Origin of the sequence: Methylobacterium carpenticola, assembly GCF_042748905.1 — a bacterium.
GTDB lineage: Bacteria > Pseudomonadota > Alphaproteobacteria > Rhizobiales > Beijerinckiaceae > Methylobacterium > Methylobacterium carpenticola.
Genome location: NZ_JBHZEO010000001.1, coordinates 2,768,659 through 2,785,141, shown reverse-complemented (window position 1 = coordinate 2,785,141; position 16,483 = coordinate 2,768,659). Strand labels below are relative to the sequence as shown.

Annotated in this window: 13 protein-coding genes; 3 read left to right on the top strand and 10 right to left on the bottom strand. The window is 69.2% G+C overall.

The window, feature by feature from the left end:
- Nucleotides 1–153: 153 nt before the first annotated feature.
- Nucleotides 154–1,008 carry a DUF4344 domain-containing metallopeptidase gene (locus tag ACE101_RS13130; RefSeq protein WP_379129989.1) on the bottom strand — a complete coding sequence of 285 codons (855 nt, stop codon included), beginning with the start codon at nt 1,006–1,008 and terminating at the stop codon, nt 154–156.
- 573 nt (nt 1,009–1,581) lie between these two features.
- Here ACE101_RS13130 and aspT point away from each other — a divergent pair.
- The 3 genes from aspT (at nt 1,582) to ACE101_RS13115 (ending at nt 7,234) form a co-directional block, all read left to right on the top strand.
- Nucleotides 1,582–3,261 carry an aspartate-alanine antiporter gene (gene aspT, locus ACE101_RS13125; RefSeq protein WP_379129987.1) on the top strand — a complete coding sequence of 560 codons (1,680 nt, stop codon included), beginning with the start codon at nt 1,582–1,584 and terminating at the stop codon, nt 3,259–3,261.
- 27 nt (nt 3,262–3,288) lie between these two features.
- Nucleotides 3,289–4,941, top strand: a complete 1,653-nt coding sequence (locus ACE101_RS13120) for a bifunctional aspartate transaminase/aspartate 4-decarboxylase (protein WP_379129985.1) — start codon at nt 3,289–3,291, stop codon at nt 4,939–4,941.
- Between the two features lie 166 nt (nt 4,942–5,107).
- Nucleotides 5,108–7,234, top strand: coding sequence for a hypothetical protein (locus ACE101_RS13115; protein ID WP_379129982.1), 2,127 nt, complete (start codon nt 5,108–5,110; stop codon nt 7,232–7,234).
- A 124-nt stretch (nt 7,235–7,358) separates the two neighbouring features.
- Here ACE101_RS13115 and ACE101_RS13110 read toward each other — a convergent pair whose 3' ends face one another.
- From ACE101_RS13110 to ACE101_RS13070, 9 genes are all read right to left on the bottom strand, one after another.
- On the bottom strand, nt 7,359–7,787 hold the full coding sequence (locus tag ACE101_RS13110; RefSeq protein ID WP_379129980.1) for a hypothetical protein: 429 nt from the start codon (nt 7,785–7,787) through the stop codon (nt 7,359–7,361).
- Nucleotides 7,788–7,838: 51 nt separating this feature from the next.
- The gene (locus ACE101_RS13105; RefSeq protein ID WP_379129978.1) at nt 7,839–8,942 is read right to left on the bottom strand and encodes an AraC family transcriptional regulator; all 1,104 of its coding nucleotides are present in this window, start codon (nt 8,940–8,942) and stop codon (nt 7,839–7,841) included.
- A 271-nt stretch (nt 8,943–9,213) separates the two neighbouring features.
- Nucleotides 9,214–9,546, bottom strand: a complete 333-nt coding sequence (locus tag ACE101_RS13100; protein WP_379129975.1) for a hypothetical protein — start codon at nt 9,544–9,546, stop codon at nt 9,214–9,216.
- A gap of 299 nt (nt 9,547–9,845) precedes the next feature.
- Nucleotides 9,846–10,082, bottom strand: coding sequence for a hypothetical protein (locus tag ACE101_RS13095; RefSeq protein WP_379129972.1), 237 nt, complete (start codon nt 10,080–10,082; stop codon nt 9,846–9,848).
- 149 nt (nt 10,083–10,231) lie between these two features.
- Complete coding sequence (locus ACE101_RS13090; RefSeq protein ID WP_379129970.1) at nt 10,232–11,998, bottom strand: monovalent cation:proton antiporter-2 (CPA2) family protein; 1,767 nt, start codon at nt 11,996–11,998, stop codon at nt 10,232–10,234.
- A gap of 76 nt (nt 11,999–12,074) precedes the next feature.
- Complete coding sequence (locus ACE101_RS13085; RefSeq protein WP_379129967.1) at nt 12,075–13,013, bottom strand: pirin family protein; 939 nt, start codon at nt 13,011–13,013, stop codon at nt 12,075–12,077.
- 246 nt (nt 13,014–13,259) lie between these two features.
- Entirely contained in the window at nt 13,260–14,543 is a 1,284-nt protein-coding gene (locus tag ACE101_RS13080; RefSeq protein WP_379129964.1) for a threonine/serine exporter family protein, read from the bottom strand.
- A gap of 14 nt (nt 14,544–14,557) precedes the next feature.
- Nucleotides 14,558–16,054, bottom strand: a complete 1,497-nt coding sequence (gene mqo, locus ACE101_RS13075) for a malate dehydrogenase (quinone) (protein WP_379129962.1) — start codon at nt 16,052–16,054, stop codon at nt 14,558–14,560.
- Between the two features lie 19 nt (nt 16,055–16,073).
- Nucleotides 16,074–16,469 carry a cupin domain-containing protein gene (locus ACE101_RS13070; RefSeq protein WP_379129960.1) on the bottom strand — a complete coding sequence of 132 codons (396 nt, stop codon included), beginning with the start codon at nt 16,467–16,469 and terminating at the stop codon, nt 16,074–16,076.
- Between the last annotated feature and the right edge of the window lie 14 nt (nt 16,470–16,483).

Here is a 16,483-nt window from a genome sequence, read left to right as displayed (position 1 = left end):
CCGGGCCACGGTATGGTCGGGTGGTTGCATCGTTCATCCCACCCCGACCTCGTCGTGAGGCTCGGATGGGATCGCGTGTAAACCCGGCCAAGCAGGCTCCGGACACTCGGCTTCTTTCAAGATCAGGCGCGCAACTCTCCGCGCCATCCCTGCTCAAGGCCGATACACCCGCCATGCACGCTGAAGGCGCTGGCCGCGCCGCGGACGGGCGGACAGGTGCGGAACGATGAGCCTTTCGAAGGCATAGGAGACCTGCCCGTACTCCTCGACGCAGGTATCGGCCCGCTCCTTCGGCAGATAACCCTTGGCGACGATGTGGGCGTAGCGGGCCGGGTTCGAGCCGTAGGCCAGACAGACGAGGTTGTAGAACCGTTGCCACGACAGGCCGTGCACATCCGCAAAGCTGCCCTTGTCGACCGGCTCCTGGCGGCCGAGCGTCGCGAAGAAGTACCCGCTCCCGCTCACGACGTCCCGCGCGTGGAGGGGCGCGAGGTGCAGCAGGAGGAGGGAGGCCAGCTGGTCGGCCGCGTCCTCCTCGCGCCCGAAGATCGGGACGCGCAGGAGATGGAACAGGGCGTGGCTGGTCTCATGCACGAGGATCTGCGCGATGGGCCCGCGGATCGCCTGCTCCCGCGTGACGCCGGCCGGAGACGTGGTGCGCGGGGCGAGGCGCACGACGGCCGCGGCCATCTCGTAACACATCGTGACGGAGCGGCTGGCCGGGTCGTACCACGCGTTCGGTTCGCCGCCGCATCCCTTCAGCCGGAACGTGAGGCGGCGCGGAAGCCGAACGAGGCGGACCACGTCGCCCAATCGCTCCAGCACGCGTTGACGCCGCATGGCCCGGTAGATCTCGCCATGTGCGGGATCGCTCGGCGGCACATAGACCACGGCGACGCGCGCCCGGTCCCGCGGATCGGACCGCGCATGGACGGGAGCGCCCGGCACCAGAGCCATCACCATCAGCACGACGGCAGGGATGGTCCGGCTATGGATGCGCAACGCCATGCCCGCGCTCCTGCTCGTGAGCCGGCCCGTGCGAGCCCGACCTCGTCGCCACCACCTCCGCCACGCCCGATCCCCGACGCGGCGCGTCCCATCGCGCTGGGGGAGACGCGGGATCGGCACCGGGAGCCTTGTCCGACCGGTCGAGCGACGAGCGAATGATAAGGCTTCGGGAAACGGCCGGGCAAGCCGGGACCGGACAGAGACTGCGGTGCCGTCCTCTCCCGCGAACGACCGACCCGCACGCCGCCCCGGCGTGAGCGCAACATCAAAGATATCTGGCCAAGACAACGTGGCGATGCATCGCCCTTCCCGCCGCCGCCCCGCCGATCCTCGCGCTGCACAAGATTTTAAGCCGGAGAACAGGTGGGAATCTTACCCCATCTGCGTCGGTGAATGTCCCGTTTGATCAAGCGCATCGGCCCGCGCACCTTAAACACCTGTGTTAACGCTGCCTCATCTGGGCCATCCGGCCGCAATGCAGTCGGCTGAAAGCCGGCATGCGGCTCGCAGCGCTCAGCCGCGCGCCCTCGGGAACCGGAGCTCCGGTCCGGCAGCCACTCAGGGAGGACGCCCATGGCCGACTGGATCGTCAGCACGCTTCGCGCCTATCCCGAGCTCGCAATCTTCTTGTCGTTGGCCATCGGCTTCGCGGTCGGGCCACGTAAAGTTGCAGGATTCAGTCTCGGGAACGTGACGGCAACGCTGCTGGCAGCCGTTTTGATCGGACAGCTCGGGATCGCCATCTCGCCCAATGTCAAATCGACCTTCTTCATCCTGTTCATCTTCGCGGTCGGCTACGGTGTCGGTCCTCAATTCGTCGCCGGCCTGACGGCCGAGGGCCCGCGGCAGATCGGCTTCTCGCTCGTCGTCCTCATCCTCTGCCTGGTCTCGCCCCTCCTCTGCGCCAAGCTCGCCGGCCTCGATCTCGGCTATGCGGCCGGGCTGTACGCCGGCTCACAGACGATCTCGGCCTCGATCGGCGTCGCCTCCGATCAGATCGCGCGGCTCGGGCTGCCGGCCGAGCAGGCCAAGACCTATCTCGATCAGATCCCGATCGGCTACGCCGTCACCTACATCTTCGGGACGATCGGGTCGGCGATCATCCTGGCGCAGATCGGTCCGAAGTTGATCGGCATCGATCTGGTCAAGGCCTGCAAGGACTACGAGCAGAAGATGGGCGCCGGCCAGACGAGCGAGGCCGGGCTGATCTCCGCCTACCGGACCATCGAAATGCGGGCCTACCGGATCCCCGACGATCCCGGCGTCGTCGGCCGTCCGGTTCGCGAGATCTGGCCGGGATTGCGGGTCTTCGTGGAGCGCGTGCGGCGCGGCGACCGGATTCTCGAGGCCGACGGCACGACCGTCTTGCAGCCGGGAGACGTCGCGGCGATCTCCGGCCGCCGCGAGCGCCTCGTCGATGCCCTGAGCCCGATGCTGGAGGAGGTGCAGGACCGCGAACTCCTCGACGTGCCGGCCGAGGTGGTCGACGTCTTCGTCACGAGCCGGGCCGTCGCCGGAAAGACGCTGGAGGAGATCGCGACGAACGAATGGGCGCGCGGCGTGTACCTTCGCAAGATCACGCGCCACATGATCGAGATTCCGGTGCTTCCCCGGACGGAGATTCTGCGCGGCGACATCCTGACGCTCGCCGGCGGCCAGCGGCACGTCGAGCAGGCGATCAAGCAGCTCGGCTACCCGGACCGGACGGTGGAGACCACCGACATCGCCTTCCTGGCCATGGGCATCGTGCTCGGCGGCCTCGTCGGTGCGGTGAGCTACAAGGTCGGTGGCATCCCCCTCAGCCTGTCGACGACCGGGGGCGCCCTCCTCGCCGGGCTGGTCCTCGGCTGGCTGCGGACGGTCCGGCCGGTCTTCGGACGCATTCCGGGCCCTGCCCTGTGGCTGCTGAACACGCTGGGCCTCAACGTCTTCATCGCCGTCGTCGGCATCAGCGCCGGGCCGGGCTTCGTGGCGGGCGTGAAGGCGGTGGGCTTAAGCCTCTTCCTCTGGGGTGCCCTGGCGACGGCGATCCCGATGGTGCTGTCGGTCTATATCGGCTGGTACGTGTTCAAGTTTCACCCCGCGATCCTGTTCGGCGCCTGCGCGGGCGTGCGGACCACCACCGCGGCTCTCGGCATGATCCAGGAGGCGGCCAAGAGCAAGATCCCGGCTCTCGGCTACGGCATGCCCTACGCCATCGGCAACACCGTTCTCACCATCTACGGCATGGTGATCGTGCTGCTCTTCTCGTGAACAACTCGAAAATCTGGGAGGACGATCATGACCGAGGTCTTGAACCTGAAGAATTTCGAGTCGCTCAGCCCGTTCGAGATCAAGGACGAGTTGATCAAGCTCGCCAAGGCGACGTCCCGACGGACGCAGTCGGCGTTCCTCAATGCGGGACGCGGCAATCCGAACTGGGTCGCGACGACGCCGCGCGAGGCCTTCTTCCTGCTCGGCCAGTTCGCGATGAGCGAGAGCCGGCGCGTGATGAACCATCCCGCGGGGCTCGGCGGGATGCCGCAGGCCGCGGGGATCGCCGGCCGGCTCGGAGCGTGGCTGGAGCAGCATTCCGGTCAGCCCGGCGCCGCCTTCCTGACCGCCATGGTCCCCTACGCCGTGAAGACGTTCGCCTTCGAGCCGGATGCCTTCGTGCATGAACTCGTCGACTCGATCGTCGGGGACAATTACCCGGTGCCCGACCGCATGCTCGTCCACAACGAGCGCATCGTGCACGAATACCTGATGTGGGCGATGTGCGGTCAGCGCAAGCCGGCCGGCCGGTTCGATCTCTACGCCGTCGAGGGCGGGACGGCGGCGATGTGCTACCTGTTCAAGTCTCTCAAAGCCAACCGGCTCCTGATGCCGGGCGACACGATCGCCCTCGGCACGCCGATCTTCACGCCCTATCTCGAGATGACCCATCTCGAGGATTACGCTCTCAACGTCGTGCACATCAAAGCCCCGCAGGAGAACAAATTCCAATACACGGATGAGGAAATCAACAAGCTTCTCGACCCGAAGGTCAAGGCGTTCTTCGTCGTCAATCCCGGGAACCCGACCGGGATGGCCATGAGCCCGGAGACGGTCGCCAAGATCACCGATCTGATCAAGAGCAAGCGCCCGGACCTGATGATCCTGACCGACGACGTCTATGGTACGTTCGTGCACGATTTCCGCTCGCTGATGGCCGAGCTGCCGCGCAACACCATCGGCGTCTACTCCTTCTCGAAGTATTTCGGCTGCACCGGCTGGCGGCTCGGCGCGATCGCGATCCACGAGGACAACATCTTCGACGCGATGATCGCGAAGCTCCCGGCCGAGGTGACCGCGGATCTCGACAAGCGGTACGGCCCCCTGACGCTGGAGCCGCGCAAGCTCAAGTTCATCGACCGCATCGTGGCGGATAGCCGCGACGTCGCGCTCAACCACACCGCCGGTCTCTCCCTGCCGCAGCAGGTGATGATGAGCCTGTTCTCGCTCGCCGAGCTGATGGACGAGAAGAAGGCCTACCAGGATGCCTGCATGGAGATCGTCAACAGGCGCGCCTGGTCGATGATCGAGGGCCTCGGCCTCCACCTCACGCCCAATCCGAACTTCGACGCCTATTATGGGCTGATCGACTTCGAGTTCTGGGCGCGCAAGAACCTCGGCGAGGAGGCGGTCGAGTATCTGAAGCGCAACGTCCACCCGCTCGACCTCGCGTTCCGGCTGGCCGAGGTGCACGGGATCGTGCTGCTCAACGGCGGGGGCTTCGACGCGCCGGACTGGTCGCTGCGGGTCTCCCTCGCCAATCTCCCCGACGAGGTCTACGCCGATATCGGGCGGGGCGTGCGGGCCGTGGCCCGCGGCTACCGGGATGCCTACGAGGCGGCGAAGCGCGCGACCAAGGCGGAGGCGGACAAGACGGTCGAACCCGTCCCGGCCGAGTGAGGCTCGGCCGTCGTGGTGCGGGGCCGCCCGGCTCCGCACCCGGCCGAGCGCGGCCCCGGCCGTTCCGGGACGATCGAGGCGCCGGAGGCGGGTTCCATCGATGAGCGCGAACACCGCGGCGGATCCACGGCTGTCCCGGGGCGCAACGCGGAACCGGACGGCACTGGTGCGAACCCTGTTGGGCGGCGGCTGGCGCATCCTTGCGGCGGGGCTGCTGCTCCTGACGGCGCAGGCCGCCGCGGCGCGCATGATCTACGTCACGCCCGCGGGGAGCGGCCCCGGATACGGCGCCGACGGCCGGATGGTCGCCCCGCACACGCAGGCCTTCTCGACGGAGGCGATGCGGGGGCTGAAACCCGGGGATGTGGTGCAACTTCTCGCCGACGGCCCGGACGCGGTGACCCTCTACCGCCACAGGGTCGTGCTGTCCGGACCGGATGCGCGGGACGGGCCTGCGATCCTCATCCGGGGGCTCGGGCCACGAACGCGGCTCGTCGGACGGTCGATCGACGAGATCCGGGGCTGCCCGATGCCGGAGGAGGATGTCGAGCAGCCCTGCGGCGATCTGGCGACGGCGCTCGCCGCCCCGCAGGCGCCGGATCTTCTCGGCGCCCTGACGAACTGGGTCGCGGCGTCGGAGGAGAAGCCGGGCCGCAGCCGCCGCTCGCGGCTCGCCGTGCCGATCGGACGGGCCGGGCGGCTCGCCGAAGCGGCCTGCCTCGACCTCGACCGTCTGGACGGGGTGACGATCGAGGATCTGACGTTTCAGGGCTGCTGGCTCGCGGCGGTCCGCGCGATCGACAGCCGGCGCGTCACGCTGCGCCGCTCGCTGGTGATCGGGAGCAGCTACGGCCTCGCGGCGCGCGGCAGCCCGGGCCGTCCCGCCGAGGCGCTCACCGTCGAGGACGTCACCTGGGTGCAGGACGCGAGCGGCTTCGACGCGGCCGCCCTGACGCGCGAGGGGCCGTTCCCCTGCGGCGATGGCCGGGTCAGCGCGCATGGCTGCGCGGGCCTGCTCTGGCGGAGCGTTCCCTGGGGCGTGACCCACCACGGTGCCTACGACCATTTCAACGGCGCGCTCCTGGGCGGCACCGACGTGCAGGGCCCGATCGTCTTCCGCCGCAACACCATCCTCTCGGCCTATAACGGCATTCGGCTGAAGGCCACCTGCGAGGATCTCAAGGCTTCGGATCTGTCCCCGGCGACCTGCCCGTTCAACCGCGATGTCTGGATCTACGACAACCTGTTCGCTTACGTGCGCGACAACCCGGTCGAACTGGAGACCTGGGCTTCGGACGTGCGCATCTTCCGCAACCGGATCGTCAATTCCCACGCGTGGTTCTCGTTCGATGACATGGGGGGTGGACCGGTCTACATCTACGGCAATCGCGGCTGGTTCGACGATATGCCGGCGATCGAGCGTGCCGGCCGCCCCTCCTCCGTTCCGCCCTGCACGCGCCACCCCGTCGAGAAGCCGGCTGCGGCAGCGGCGTTCGATCCGAAGCTCGACCGCCGCTACGATTTCGCCCGGGCCCGCTGGCTGGCCGTCGGCGTCGAGAGCGTCGGCCCGTCCGGCGACATCGCCTGGATGGATCCCCTCGATCTGACCTGCGAGGCGAGCCTCCAGGGCCGGGTCATCAAGCTCGCCCTGCCGCCGCGGGACGCGGAGCCCGGGACCTACCGCTACGCGGAGCGCGGCCCGATCTACGTGTTCAACAACAGCTGGTATCTCCGCTCGCCGGTGACCGGGATCGGCGCCGCCGCGAATCTCAGGCATTGGAACAACGCCCTCATGTTCTGCGAGCCCGGCACGCCCGGTTACGAGGCAGAGCTGTGCCGGGCCCGGCCCGAGACCTTCAACGCGGGCACCTGCGGGCGCGGTCTCGTCCGGGGGGACGACTTGGCGCGCTATCTCGGCGAGACCGGGACGCTGCCGTTCTTCGACTGCTTCCGGTGGCTGCCGGCCGACGAGCGCGGGCACGACCTTCCCGCGCTCGCGAGCGCCTTCGACCACGACGTCAGCAGCAACGGCTTTCCCCTCACGCTCAAGCGGCGCGGGATCGAGATCCATGGACGGACCGGGAGCCCGGGCTTTGCGGCCCCCGAACGGGGAGACTTCCGGCTCGTCCCCGGCGCGCTTGCGGCCACCGCGGCCTGCGCGGTGACGGAGACGGCCGGCGGTGCCCTCGTCTGTGCGGAGGCGGCGGACGGCCGCGCCTTCGCCGGAGCGATCGATCCCGATGGCCGGCTCTACGACGGTCCCGCATCCGCCCGGTTCCGCCCGCCGGAGTAAGCCGCCGTCCGGCTTGCCGGAGGAGCGCCGAGATCGGCCCGTCGGCGGCCCTCGCCCCGCGTGTCGTCACTCACCGCGGAAGCGACAGGGTGCACACCGTCGGGGCGCGTTCTCGCGCCGGTCGTCATCGCGAGCAGCGCTGATACTCGACCCCGGTCGGATCCTGGTCGCTGTAGTAACGCTTCAGTCCCCCGTTCGGAGACGTTGCCATGATGACCCTGACCTCGTTGGCTGCGACCAGGTTCGCGCAGTCGAGGGTGAGAACCTGACGATCGCTCATGGATCGGACCGCCTTGATCCGACACGACGCCGCCGGCGTCCTCAGGCGATTGCCGGAGACGACGAAGGCGGGGGCAAAGATGTCGAGCGGCTTCTTGAACGATGGTCCTTTTCCCGCGGACGCATACACATCGGCACAGTCGCGCCCCCCCAGCACCCAAGCGCCTTGGTAGCCCGACAGGCCAGCCTCCGCCGCCTGGGCGCCGGACACCCCGGCCGACGCGACGAGGCCGAGAGCCAGGCCGGCGGCACCGATGTAACCTGCAAGTCTCATCGCGGTCTTCTCCCGGAGCCTGCGTCGTTGGCGTGGATCGGTCCGTCGCCGTCAGCTGGCCCACCGCTCCTTCCGCCACGCGCTCGGCGTGGTGCCGGTCCAGCGCCGGAAGGCGTGCGTGAATGCGGCCGGCTCCGAGAATTCCAGGGTCGCAGCGATCTGCGCCAGGCTCATGGTGGTGTCGGCCAGCAACTGCTTGGCGATCCCGAGCCGCGTCTGGTTCACGACGGACCGGAAACTCGTCCCCTCGGCCTTCAGGCGGCGGCACAGCGTGCGCTGATGCATCGCCATCGATTGCGCGACCTGTCCCTTGTGGATCCGCTTCCGGGTCACCACCGACCGCACGAGCCGCCGGACCTCGTCGGTGACGTCGGACGGGATCACGGCCTCGAGCTGCCGGATGCGCTGCTCCACGCTCGCGCGAACCAGCGGATCGGCGCCCTCGATCGACCGCTTCATGAGCCGGGCCGGGAACACCAGGGCGGCGATCTCCTGCTCGAACCGGATCGGAGCGCGAAAGAAGCTCGCATAGGGCGCGGTGTTCGGCGGCTCCGAACGCGGCAGCAGCACCTCTTCCGGGTTCCAGTGAGAGCCGCACAGCGACCGCAGCACGGCGGTCAGCGCGGCGATGGCCCTCTCGCAGTGGAGAGCCACCCCGTCGACATCGGGCTCGTACGGGGCGTAGCTCACGGTCGCGACGGCGCCATCGATCGCGATCTCGATCACGGCGCCCCGGTTCAGGAGATCGTGGTGGGCCTGCACGGCCCTGAACGCATCGCCGATCGTCTCCGAGTGGCGCATCAATGTCCCGAGCAGGCCGAGAGACGCCAGGGTGACGCGCTGACCGACAAGGAGACCGAAATGGGGGCACTGCGTCTGGTCGGCGGCCAGCGCGGTCAACCGGCCCAATGACGTGAACGAGATCGCTCCGGCGGCGTCGAAGATCTGCGCGTCGATCCCGGCCTGTTCGAGGATCCTCTCGGGAGACGCCTTCAATTCGATCAGAACGTCGCAAACCGACTGAATTGCATGGATGTGAACGAAATCGACGGGAATGGATTGCGATCGGGCGGATTTCCTATCGAACCTCTTCTTCGATTGATAGGAGCGCGACTCGCCACTCTGGGTGTGACCTGCCGAGACACCGGAGGGCATAGTCGTTCCTCCCCTCGTTTCGTCAGTGTGGTTGAGCACACCACGAATATGCAATCTACGCAATATAGATCCATGAGAACGGCTTCGATTAAAAAAGATATCGTTCCTATCGGATTGTGGCCGATTCAACTCGGCACGAAGCGTTCTGCTCGGGATAGCGATCTGAAGCCTTCCGAAGGCAGCCTCTCCCCGCTTCGCTGTGGAAGCCGCAAGCAGGGGCCCAGGCTGTTGAGGCCGCCGGCAACGGGCGGCGAGCGACACGCAGCCGCTCTCAGCGGAGCGACCCGCGGCGCCTCGAGGCGGGAGACGCCCGCCCCGTCTCCGGCATCGCGTCTGCCTGCGCATACCACGTGGGTCGTGCCAGCAGGATCGCCGTTCTCACCGCCATGCGCATCTGATCCTCGGAGGATCCTCTCATGGCCAGCACCTCGCGGGCGTGAGGGTTGGCCGCCATGATCGCACAGACGTCGATCGCGATACCCTCCGCGAGCAGGCTTTCGCCGGGCATCGGGTCGTTCAGGTAGTCCATCACGGCCGCGTCGATCTGCTCGTCGGTCACGCGATCGAGCTTGTACAGCTCGCCGATCGTCGGAGCATCAGGCATGCCCGGCCCCCCGGACCGGCCCCCCTGCGCACCGCGCCGGCCGGCGCGTCCGGGAGGCCCCGAGATGGGTCGTCAACGCTGCCTGGGTGAGCGCGTGGGCGGACCCGGAGAACGGCATCGGCTCACCACCCCACCAGTTGAGGACGGCAGACGAGCGGAAGACGGGAACCGGAGCATCGACGGTCATCGTGCCGACTACAACGGGCTGGAAGGCATGAGGGTTTCGGGTCGCGATGCGCCGTACCGAGGATCTTTGGACCGGCGGCTTGATCCGGCCCGCCGCTCCGGGTGCGCCGACGTCAGATGCCGTCCGACCGCTCGACCTCGGCCATGACGTCGTTCAGGTCATGCTTGATCCCGAGGGCGGCAGGGCTGTCCGGACCCGTGGCACGGAGGCCGGTCAGCTCGCCTCGCGCATGAACTCTCCGAAGCAGGGCCTCGGCCTTCACGGCCGCTCCACGTTCCGTGTCGGCGCGCAGGATGCTGCACGTCTCCACTGTCGTGATCCCGACCTCGAAAGCCGCGATCGCATCCATTCGTCAATGCAGTCAAGGCATTGAGGCAAAATCGTGCCCGCCCGAGCGGCGTCGAAGTCCATGCAATTCGGCTTGTGTCAGGATCCGGACGGCATCGGGGATGCAGGATGCCGTCCGGATGGCCTGATCGGCCGGTCCGGACGTGGCGCTCAGCCGGCCCTGTGCGCCGGGGCTGCCGCGTTCCCCCGGATCAGCTCGAGCCCCGCGTAGATGCCGCCGACGGTCTCCAGTTCGAGGCGCTCGGCGTCACGGCGGCGAACCTCGGCCATGACCTCCCTGGCCGCCTCCGGATCGTCCCCGATCGTCAGCAGCGCCTGCTCGCCCAGGGACAACGCCGACTCGACCGTCTCGCGGATCTGATAGGCGACGCCTGCGTGGATCAGCGCGACCGCGTGTTCCCGGTCCCTCGCCCGGGCGAGAACGGGGATCAGCGGGAACTCCGCCTTCGCGATCTCGGCGATGCGCTTGGCCATCTCACGGTCGTCGACGCAGATCAGGATCGCCCGCGCCGTGGCGGCCCCGGCCGCGCGCAGGATGTCGAGCCGGGCTCCGTCGCCGTAATAGACCTTGAAGCCGAACCCCTCGGCGAGGCGGATGTTGTCGGCGTTCGTGTCGATGATCGAGACGGAGCAGCCGCGCGAGATCAGGGGCTGGCTGACGATCTGCCCGAAGCGGCCGAAGCCGATGATCAACGCGCTCCCGACGAGGTTCTCCGGAACCTCGACCCCGTCCCTCGACACGGAGGCCTTGGGGCCGAAGCGGTCGAAGGCGATGACGGTCAGGGGAGTGACGACCATCGACAGGATGACGGTCGCCGTGAGGATCGCGTTGGTTGTTCCATCGATGATGCCCACGCCCGTCGCGGCCGCGTAGAGCACGAAGGCGAACTCGCCGCCCTGCGCCATCAGCGCCGCGCGCTCCAGCGCCTCGGAATGCGAAGCCCGCAAGCTGCGGGCCACCCCGTAGATGACGAGGCTCTTCACCACCATGTAGGCCGCCACGCTGAGGAGGATCAGCCCCCCGTTCGCGGCGATCACCGCCAGGTCGAGGGACATGCCGACGCCGAGGAAGAACAGCCCGAGCAGGATGCCGCGGAACGGCTCGACATCGGCCTCGAGCTGATGACGGAAGCTCGATTCCGAGAGCAGCACGCCGGCCAGGAAGGCGCCCATGGCCATGGAGAGGCCGCCGAACTGCATGGCGAGCGCCGAGCCGAGAACGACCAGGAGTGCGGCCCCCGTCATGACCTCCCGGGCCTTGGCGGCGGCGAGCAGACGAAACAGCGGATTGAGCAGCCAGCGGCCCGCAACCACCAGTGCCGCCACCGATCCGAGCGCGATCCCGATCGCGGAGGCGCGCTCGATCCCGCTCGCCTCGCTCCCTCCGGGTGCCAGAAGCGCGACGGCGGCCAGCAGCGGCACGATCGCGAGATCCTCCAGAAGCAGGATCGCGACGATCCGCCGGCCTTTCGGGGTCGAGAGCGAGCCGCGCTCCTCCAGGAGCTGCATGACGATCGCGGTCGAGGTCAGCACGAAGCCGGTGCCGGCGACGAAGGCCACGGTGACCGGGAACCCCACGGCGACGCCCACGAGCAGGAGGGCGGCGATGCAGGCGCCGACCTGCGCGAGACCGAGGCCGAAGATCTCGCGCCGCATGCCCCAGAGGCGGGACGGCTCCATCTCCAACCCGATGATGAAGAGAAACATCACCACGCCGAGTTCGGCCACGTGAAGGATCGCATGCGCGTCCGTGAACAGGCCGAGGCCGAACGGCCCGATCGCCAGGCCGGCCGAGAGGTAGCCGAGAACCGAGCCGAGTCCGAGCCGCTTGAAGAGCGGAACCGCCACGACACCCGCGGCCAGCAGGGATACGACCTGGACGAGTTCGCTCGCGGCCCCGGATGCTTCGACAGCCATGGTGTGATCTCACCTTTGGAGAATGGGGAGGGCGCGCCGTCGATCGGGCGCCGGGAGGGCGGGGTCGTGGGGCCGCTCACGGGTAGCGGACGGGCGGGGGATCCTCGGGCAGCGGGATGAACTCGGCGTCGTTCGGGACGGTATCGAACCGGCCCTGGCGCCAGTCCTCCTTCGCCTGCGCGATGCGCTCCGGCCGCGAGGACACGAAGTTCCACCACAGGTGGCGCGGGCCGTCCATCGGCTCACCACCCAGAACCATGAAGCGGGCATCCTGCGTCGCGCGCACGCTGATGCGGTCGCCGGGCCGGAACACCAGAAGCTGGCCGGGTCCGAAGCCGTCCCCCGCGATCTCGATTGCGCCCGCAACCGTGTAGATCGCCCGCTCGTCGTAAGTCGGGTCGAGGGGCAGGACCGAGCCCGATTCCAGCACCACGTCGGCATAGACCATCGGACTCGAGGTCCGCACGGGCGAGCGGGCGCCGAAGGCTTCGCCGGCGATCAGGCGCACGGTCTTGCCCTCGCCCGTGAGGACCGGCAGCGCCGAGGCTTCGTAGTGCTCGAAGGCCGGGGCGCTCTCCTCGTCCTGCGCCGCCAGGGCGACCCAGCTCTGGATGCCGAACAGCTTCGAGCCGGTCTGGCGGAGATGGGACCCGGTGCGCTCCGAGTGGGTGATGCCGCGGCCGGCGGTCATCCAGTTCAGCTCGCCCGGGCGGATCGGCAGCTCCGTGCCGAGGCTGTCGCGGTGCATGATCTCGCCGTCGAACAGGTAGGTGACGGTCGAGAGGCCGATATGGGGGTGGGGCCGGACATCCATTCCCTGGCCGAGCAGGAATTCGGACGGTCCCATCTGGTCGAAGAAGATGAACGGGCCGACCATCCGGCACTGCGTCGAGGGCAGCGCGCGACGCACGGCGAAGGAACCCAGGTCGCGCGACCGGGGGACGACCAGGGCCTGGATTGCATCGCAGCTGAAGTGGTCGCCCGGGATCGGATCATCCGCACTGTGCCAGCTCATCGCCTCACTCCTCGTCTCTGGCTGCTCCGCACCGCGATGGGCGCCCGGGACGCGCTTTCGGCGGGGCCTCTCACGTCGTCCCGGGGGGATGCAGCAATGCGGATCCTGAAGCAGGATCGCCGGCTTGAGAACAGAAACGATCTAAACGCATCGTTTCCGTTTTTGATGTGACGTCCGCCAAAGGCCCTCAGCGGCCTCGGTCGCCGGCGCGTTGCCGGCGAATGCGCCGAGCCGCCACGGCGCCGCTCAGGAGCGGACGGCCGGGCCGTCCGGCCCGAGGATCCGCCGGGCCGAGGCGGCGAGGAGGAGGCCGCTGCCGACGGCGGCCGTCATGACCGCGGCGGCGATCGCGAGCGAGAGCGTCTCGGCGACGAGGCGCGGGGGCGAGGCGCCGCCCTGCGCCATCACGTGGAGGGCGCCGGTCGCGGCGTGGAACGCGTAGGAACCGGGGATCATGGCGACCACGCCGGGGAACGCGAAGGTGGTCCAGGGCAGCCCGAGACGCCGCTCCATCGCGACGGCGAGGAGGCCGACGCCGGCCGATGCCGCCAGAGTGGCGGTCGCGATGTCCAGGCCGGCGGCGCCGAGCGCCGTCCGGCCGCCATGGCCGGCGATGCCGCAGAGCACGCAGGCGAGGATGGCACGGCGCGGCACGGCGAAGAGCAGCGCGTAGCCGATCGCGGCGAGGCCGGAGACCAGGGCGTCCTCCGGCACGCCGAGATGTCCCTGGCCGGACGACACCGGCAGCGCCTCCCCGGCCAGCGCGGCGGCGGCGAACAGCCCGAACCCGATCGCCAGGATCGTCACGGCCCCGGTTGCCAGCCGGGCGGCCCCGATCCCCGCATGGCCGTGCGCGAGGTCGTCGATCCCGTTGATCAGCGGCACCCCCGGCACCAGGATCATCCCGGCCGCCGCGAGGCAGAGCGCCGGCGAGGCGCCGGGTGCGAGCTTCAGGAGGAGCGCGCCCACGAGTCCGCTCGCGCCGGCCGTCAGGAAGGCGGCGGCGATCGGGTTGAGCCGCCGCGCCGCGAAGGCGCGGCGCAGCAGCGTGTTGATGAGCCCGGCGACGAAGGCGGCGGCGACGACAGCCCACGCGGCCTCGAACAGCCGGGCGAGGCAGGCGGTCGTGGTCGCCACCGCGGTCACGACGAGCCAGCCGGGATAGCGCGGGCCCGCGGCCTCGACCGCATCGACCCGCCGTCCGGCCTCGGCGAGGTCGATCTCGCCGGCCGCGAGCGCGTCCAGGATGCGCTCCAGCCCGCCGAGACGCCCCATATCGACCCCGAGCCCCTGGAGCATATGCCCGACCCGGGTGCGGAAGGTCCCGCCGGCATCGACCGTGAGGAGGAGGCGCTCGCTGCTCACGAAAACCTGCGCGGCGACGCCGAGGCGCGCCGCGACGCTCTCGATCCGTGCGATGGCGTGGTCCGCATCGGCACCGTAGGCGAGCAGGAGCCGTCCGACGCGCAGGCCGAGATGGGAGACCTCGTCGAGGCGGGCCGGCGCGAGGGCCGGCACGGCGGAGAGCATGCCGGCCGCCCGGCTCAGACGTTCTCGATCTTGAGCAGCGCGGCCGTCTCCGCCCGGGTCTGCCGGCAGGCCGCCGCGTCGACCTTGAGATCGATGCCGTAGGTCGGGATCATGCGCGTCAGGGCCGGCAGCCACGCGGCCTCGGTGAGCCGGTCGGAGAAGCAGCGCTCCAGCACCTCGATGGCGATGAAGGCCGCGGTGGAGGCGCCCGGCGAGGCGCCGAGCAGCGCGACGAGCGAGCGGTCGGCGGCCGAGACCAGCTCGGTGCCGAATTCGAGCACGCCGCCCCGCTCCGGGTCGGGCTTGATGATCTGCACCCGCTGGCCGGCCACCGCCTCCTTCCAGTCACTCCGGCGGGCGGTCGGGAAGAACTGCTGCAGGGTCGCGAACTGGTGGTGCCCGCTCTGCAGCACCTGACCGATGAGGTACTCGGTGAGCGCCACGTTGTCCTTCGCCACGTCGAGCATGGGCACGATGTTGGCGGGCGTGATCGAGCGGAAGAGGTCGGTCGGGGAGCCGTGCTTCAGGAACTTCGACGAGAACCCGGCATAGGGGCCGAACAGGAGCGAGGTCTTGCCCCCGATCACCCGCGTGTCGAGGTGCGGGACCGACATCGGCGGCGAGCCGCTCGCGGCCTTGCCGTAGACCTTGGCGTGGTGCCGCCGCGAAACCGTGTCCGAATCGCAGCGCAGCCAGATTCCGCTGACCGGGAAGCCGCCATAGCCCCGCCCCTCCGGGATGCCGGATCGCTGAAGCAGGTCGAGGGAGGCGCCGCCCGCCCCGATGAACACGAACTTCGCCCGGACGGCTTCACGGGTGCCGTCATAGGTATCCGCCACCGTCACCCGCCAGCGCCCGTCCGTCTCCCGGTCGAGCCCGACGACCTGCCGGTTGTAGTGGACCGCGAATCCCGCCTGTGCCGAGAGCTGCGCCACGAGGCAATGCGTGAGCGCGCCGTAATCGACGTCGGTGCCGGTGACGATCCGGGTCGCCGCCACCGGCTCGCCGGAATCGCGCCCCTCCATGATCAGGGGCGCCCAGTCGGCGATCGTCGCCCCGTCCTCGCTGTACTCCATGCCGTGGTAGCAGTGATGCGCGGACATCTCCCGGTAGCGGGCGCGCAGGAAGCCCACGTTCTCCTCGCCCCACACGAAGCTCATGTGCGGGCAGGGATGGATGAAGGCGCGCGGGTCGGGGATCGCGCCCTTGCGCACGAGATGCGCCCAGAGCTGGCGCGAGAGGTCGAACTCGGTGTTGACCTCCAGCGCCTTGGAGATGTCGACGCTGCCGTCCGGCGCTTGCGGCGTGTAGTTCAGCTCGCAATTGGCGGCGTGGCCGGTGCCGGCATTGTTCCAGGCCTGGGAACTCTCCTGGGCGCAATCCTCCAGCGTCTCGAACAGCGCGACCGTCAGGGAGGGGTCGAGTTCCTTGAGGACGGTGCCGAGGGTCGCGCTCATGATCCCGGCCCCGATCAGGACCACGTCGGGGCTGTCGTTCGGACGAAGTGCCATGGTGCGGTTCCCCTCGCGCTCAGTCGTGCCGGATCGCGGGCGTGAACGGGAGGTCGGCCCCCGCCTCGTAGACGACGTAGGCGCGCCGCCACGGCTCGTCGCCGATCAGCCGCCAGCGATGGCCGGAGCCGCTGTCGTCCTGGGCGAGCAGAACGTCGCCGGGGCGGATGGTGAAGGTGCGGCCGGACTTGGTCTCGAATTCGAGCGTGCCCGACAGCGTGATCACGAAGCGCGGCACCGGATCCTGGTGCCACGCGAAGGATCCGCCCGAGCCGGTCTCCCGGAAGGAGATCTGCCGGGCGGCGACGGCTTGGCCGATCAGATCGCCGCGCTCGCCCTCGCCGAGGGTGATCGTCCCCTCCTCGAAGAGCGAATCGCCGTCCGGGCCGGTCCACATCCTGACGCATCGGATCATCGCATCTCTCCCCG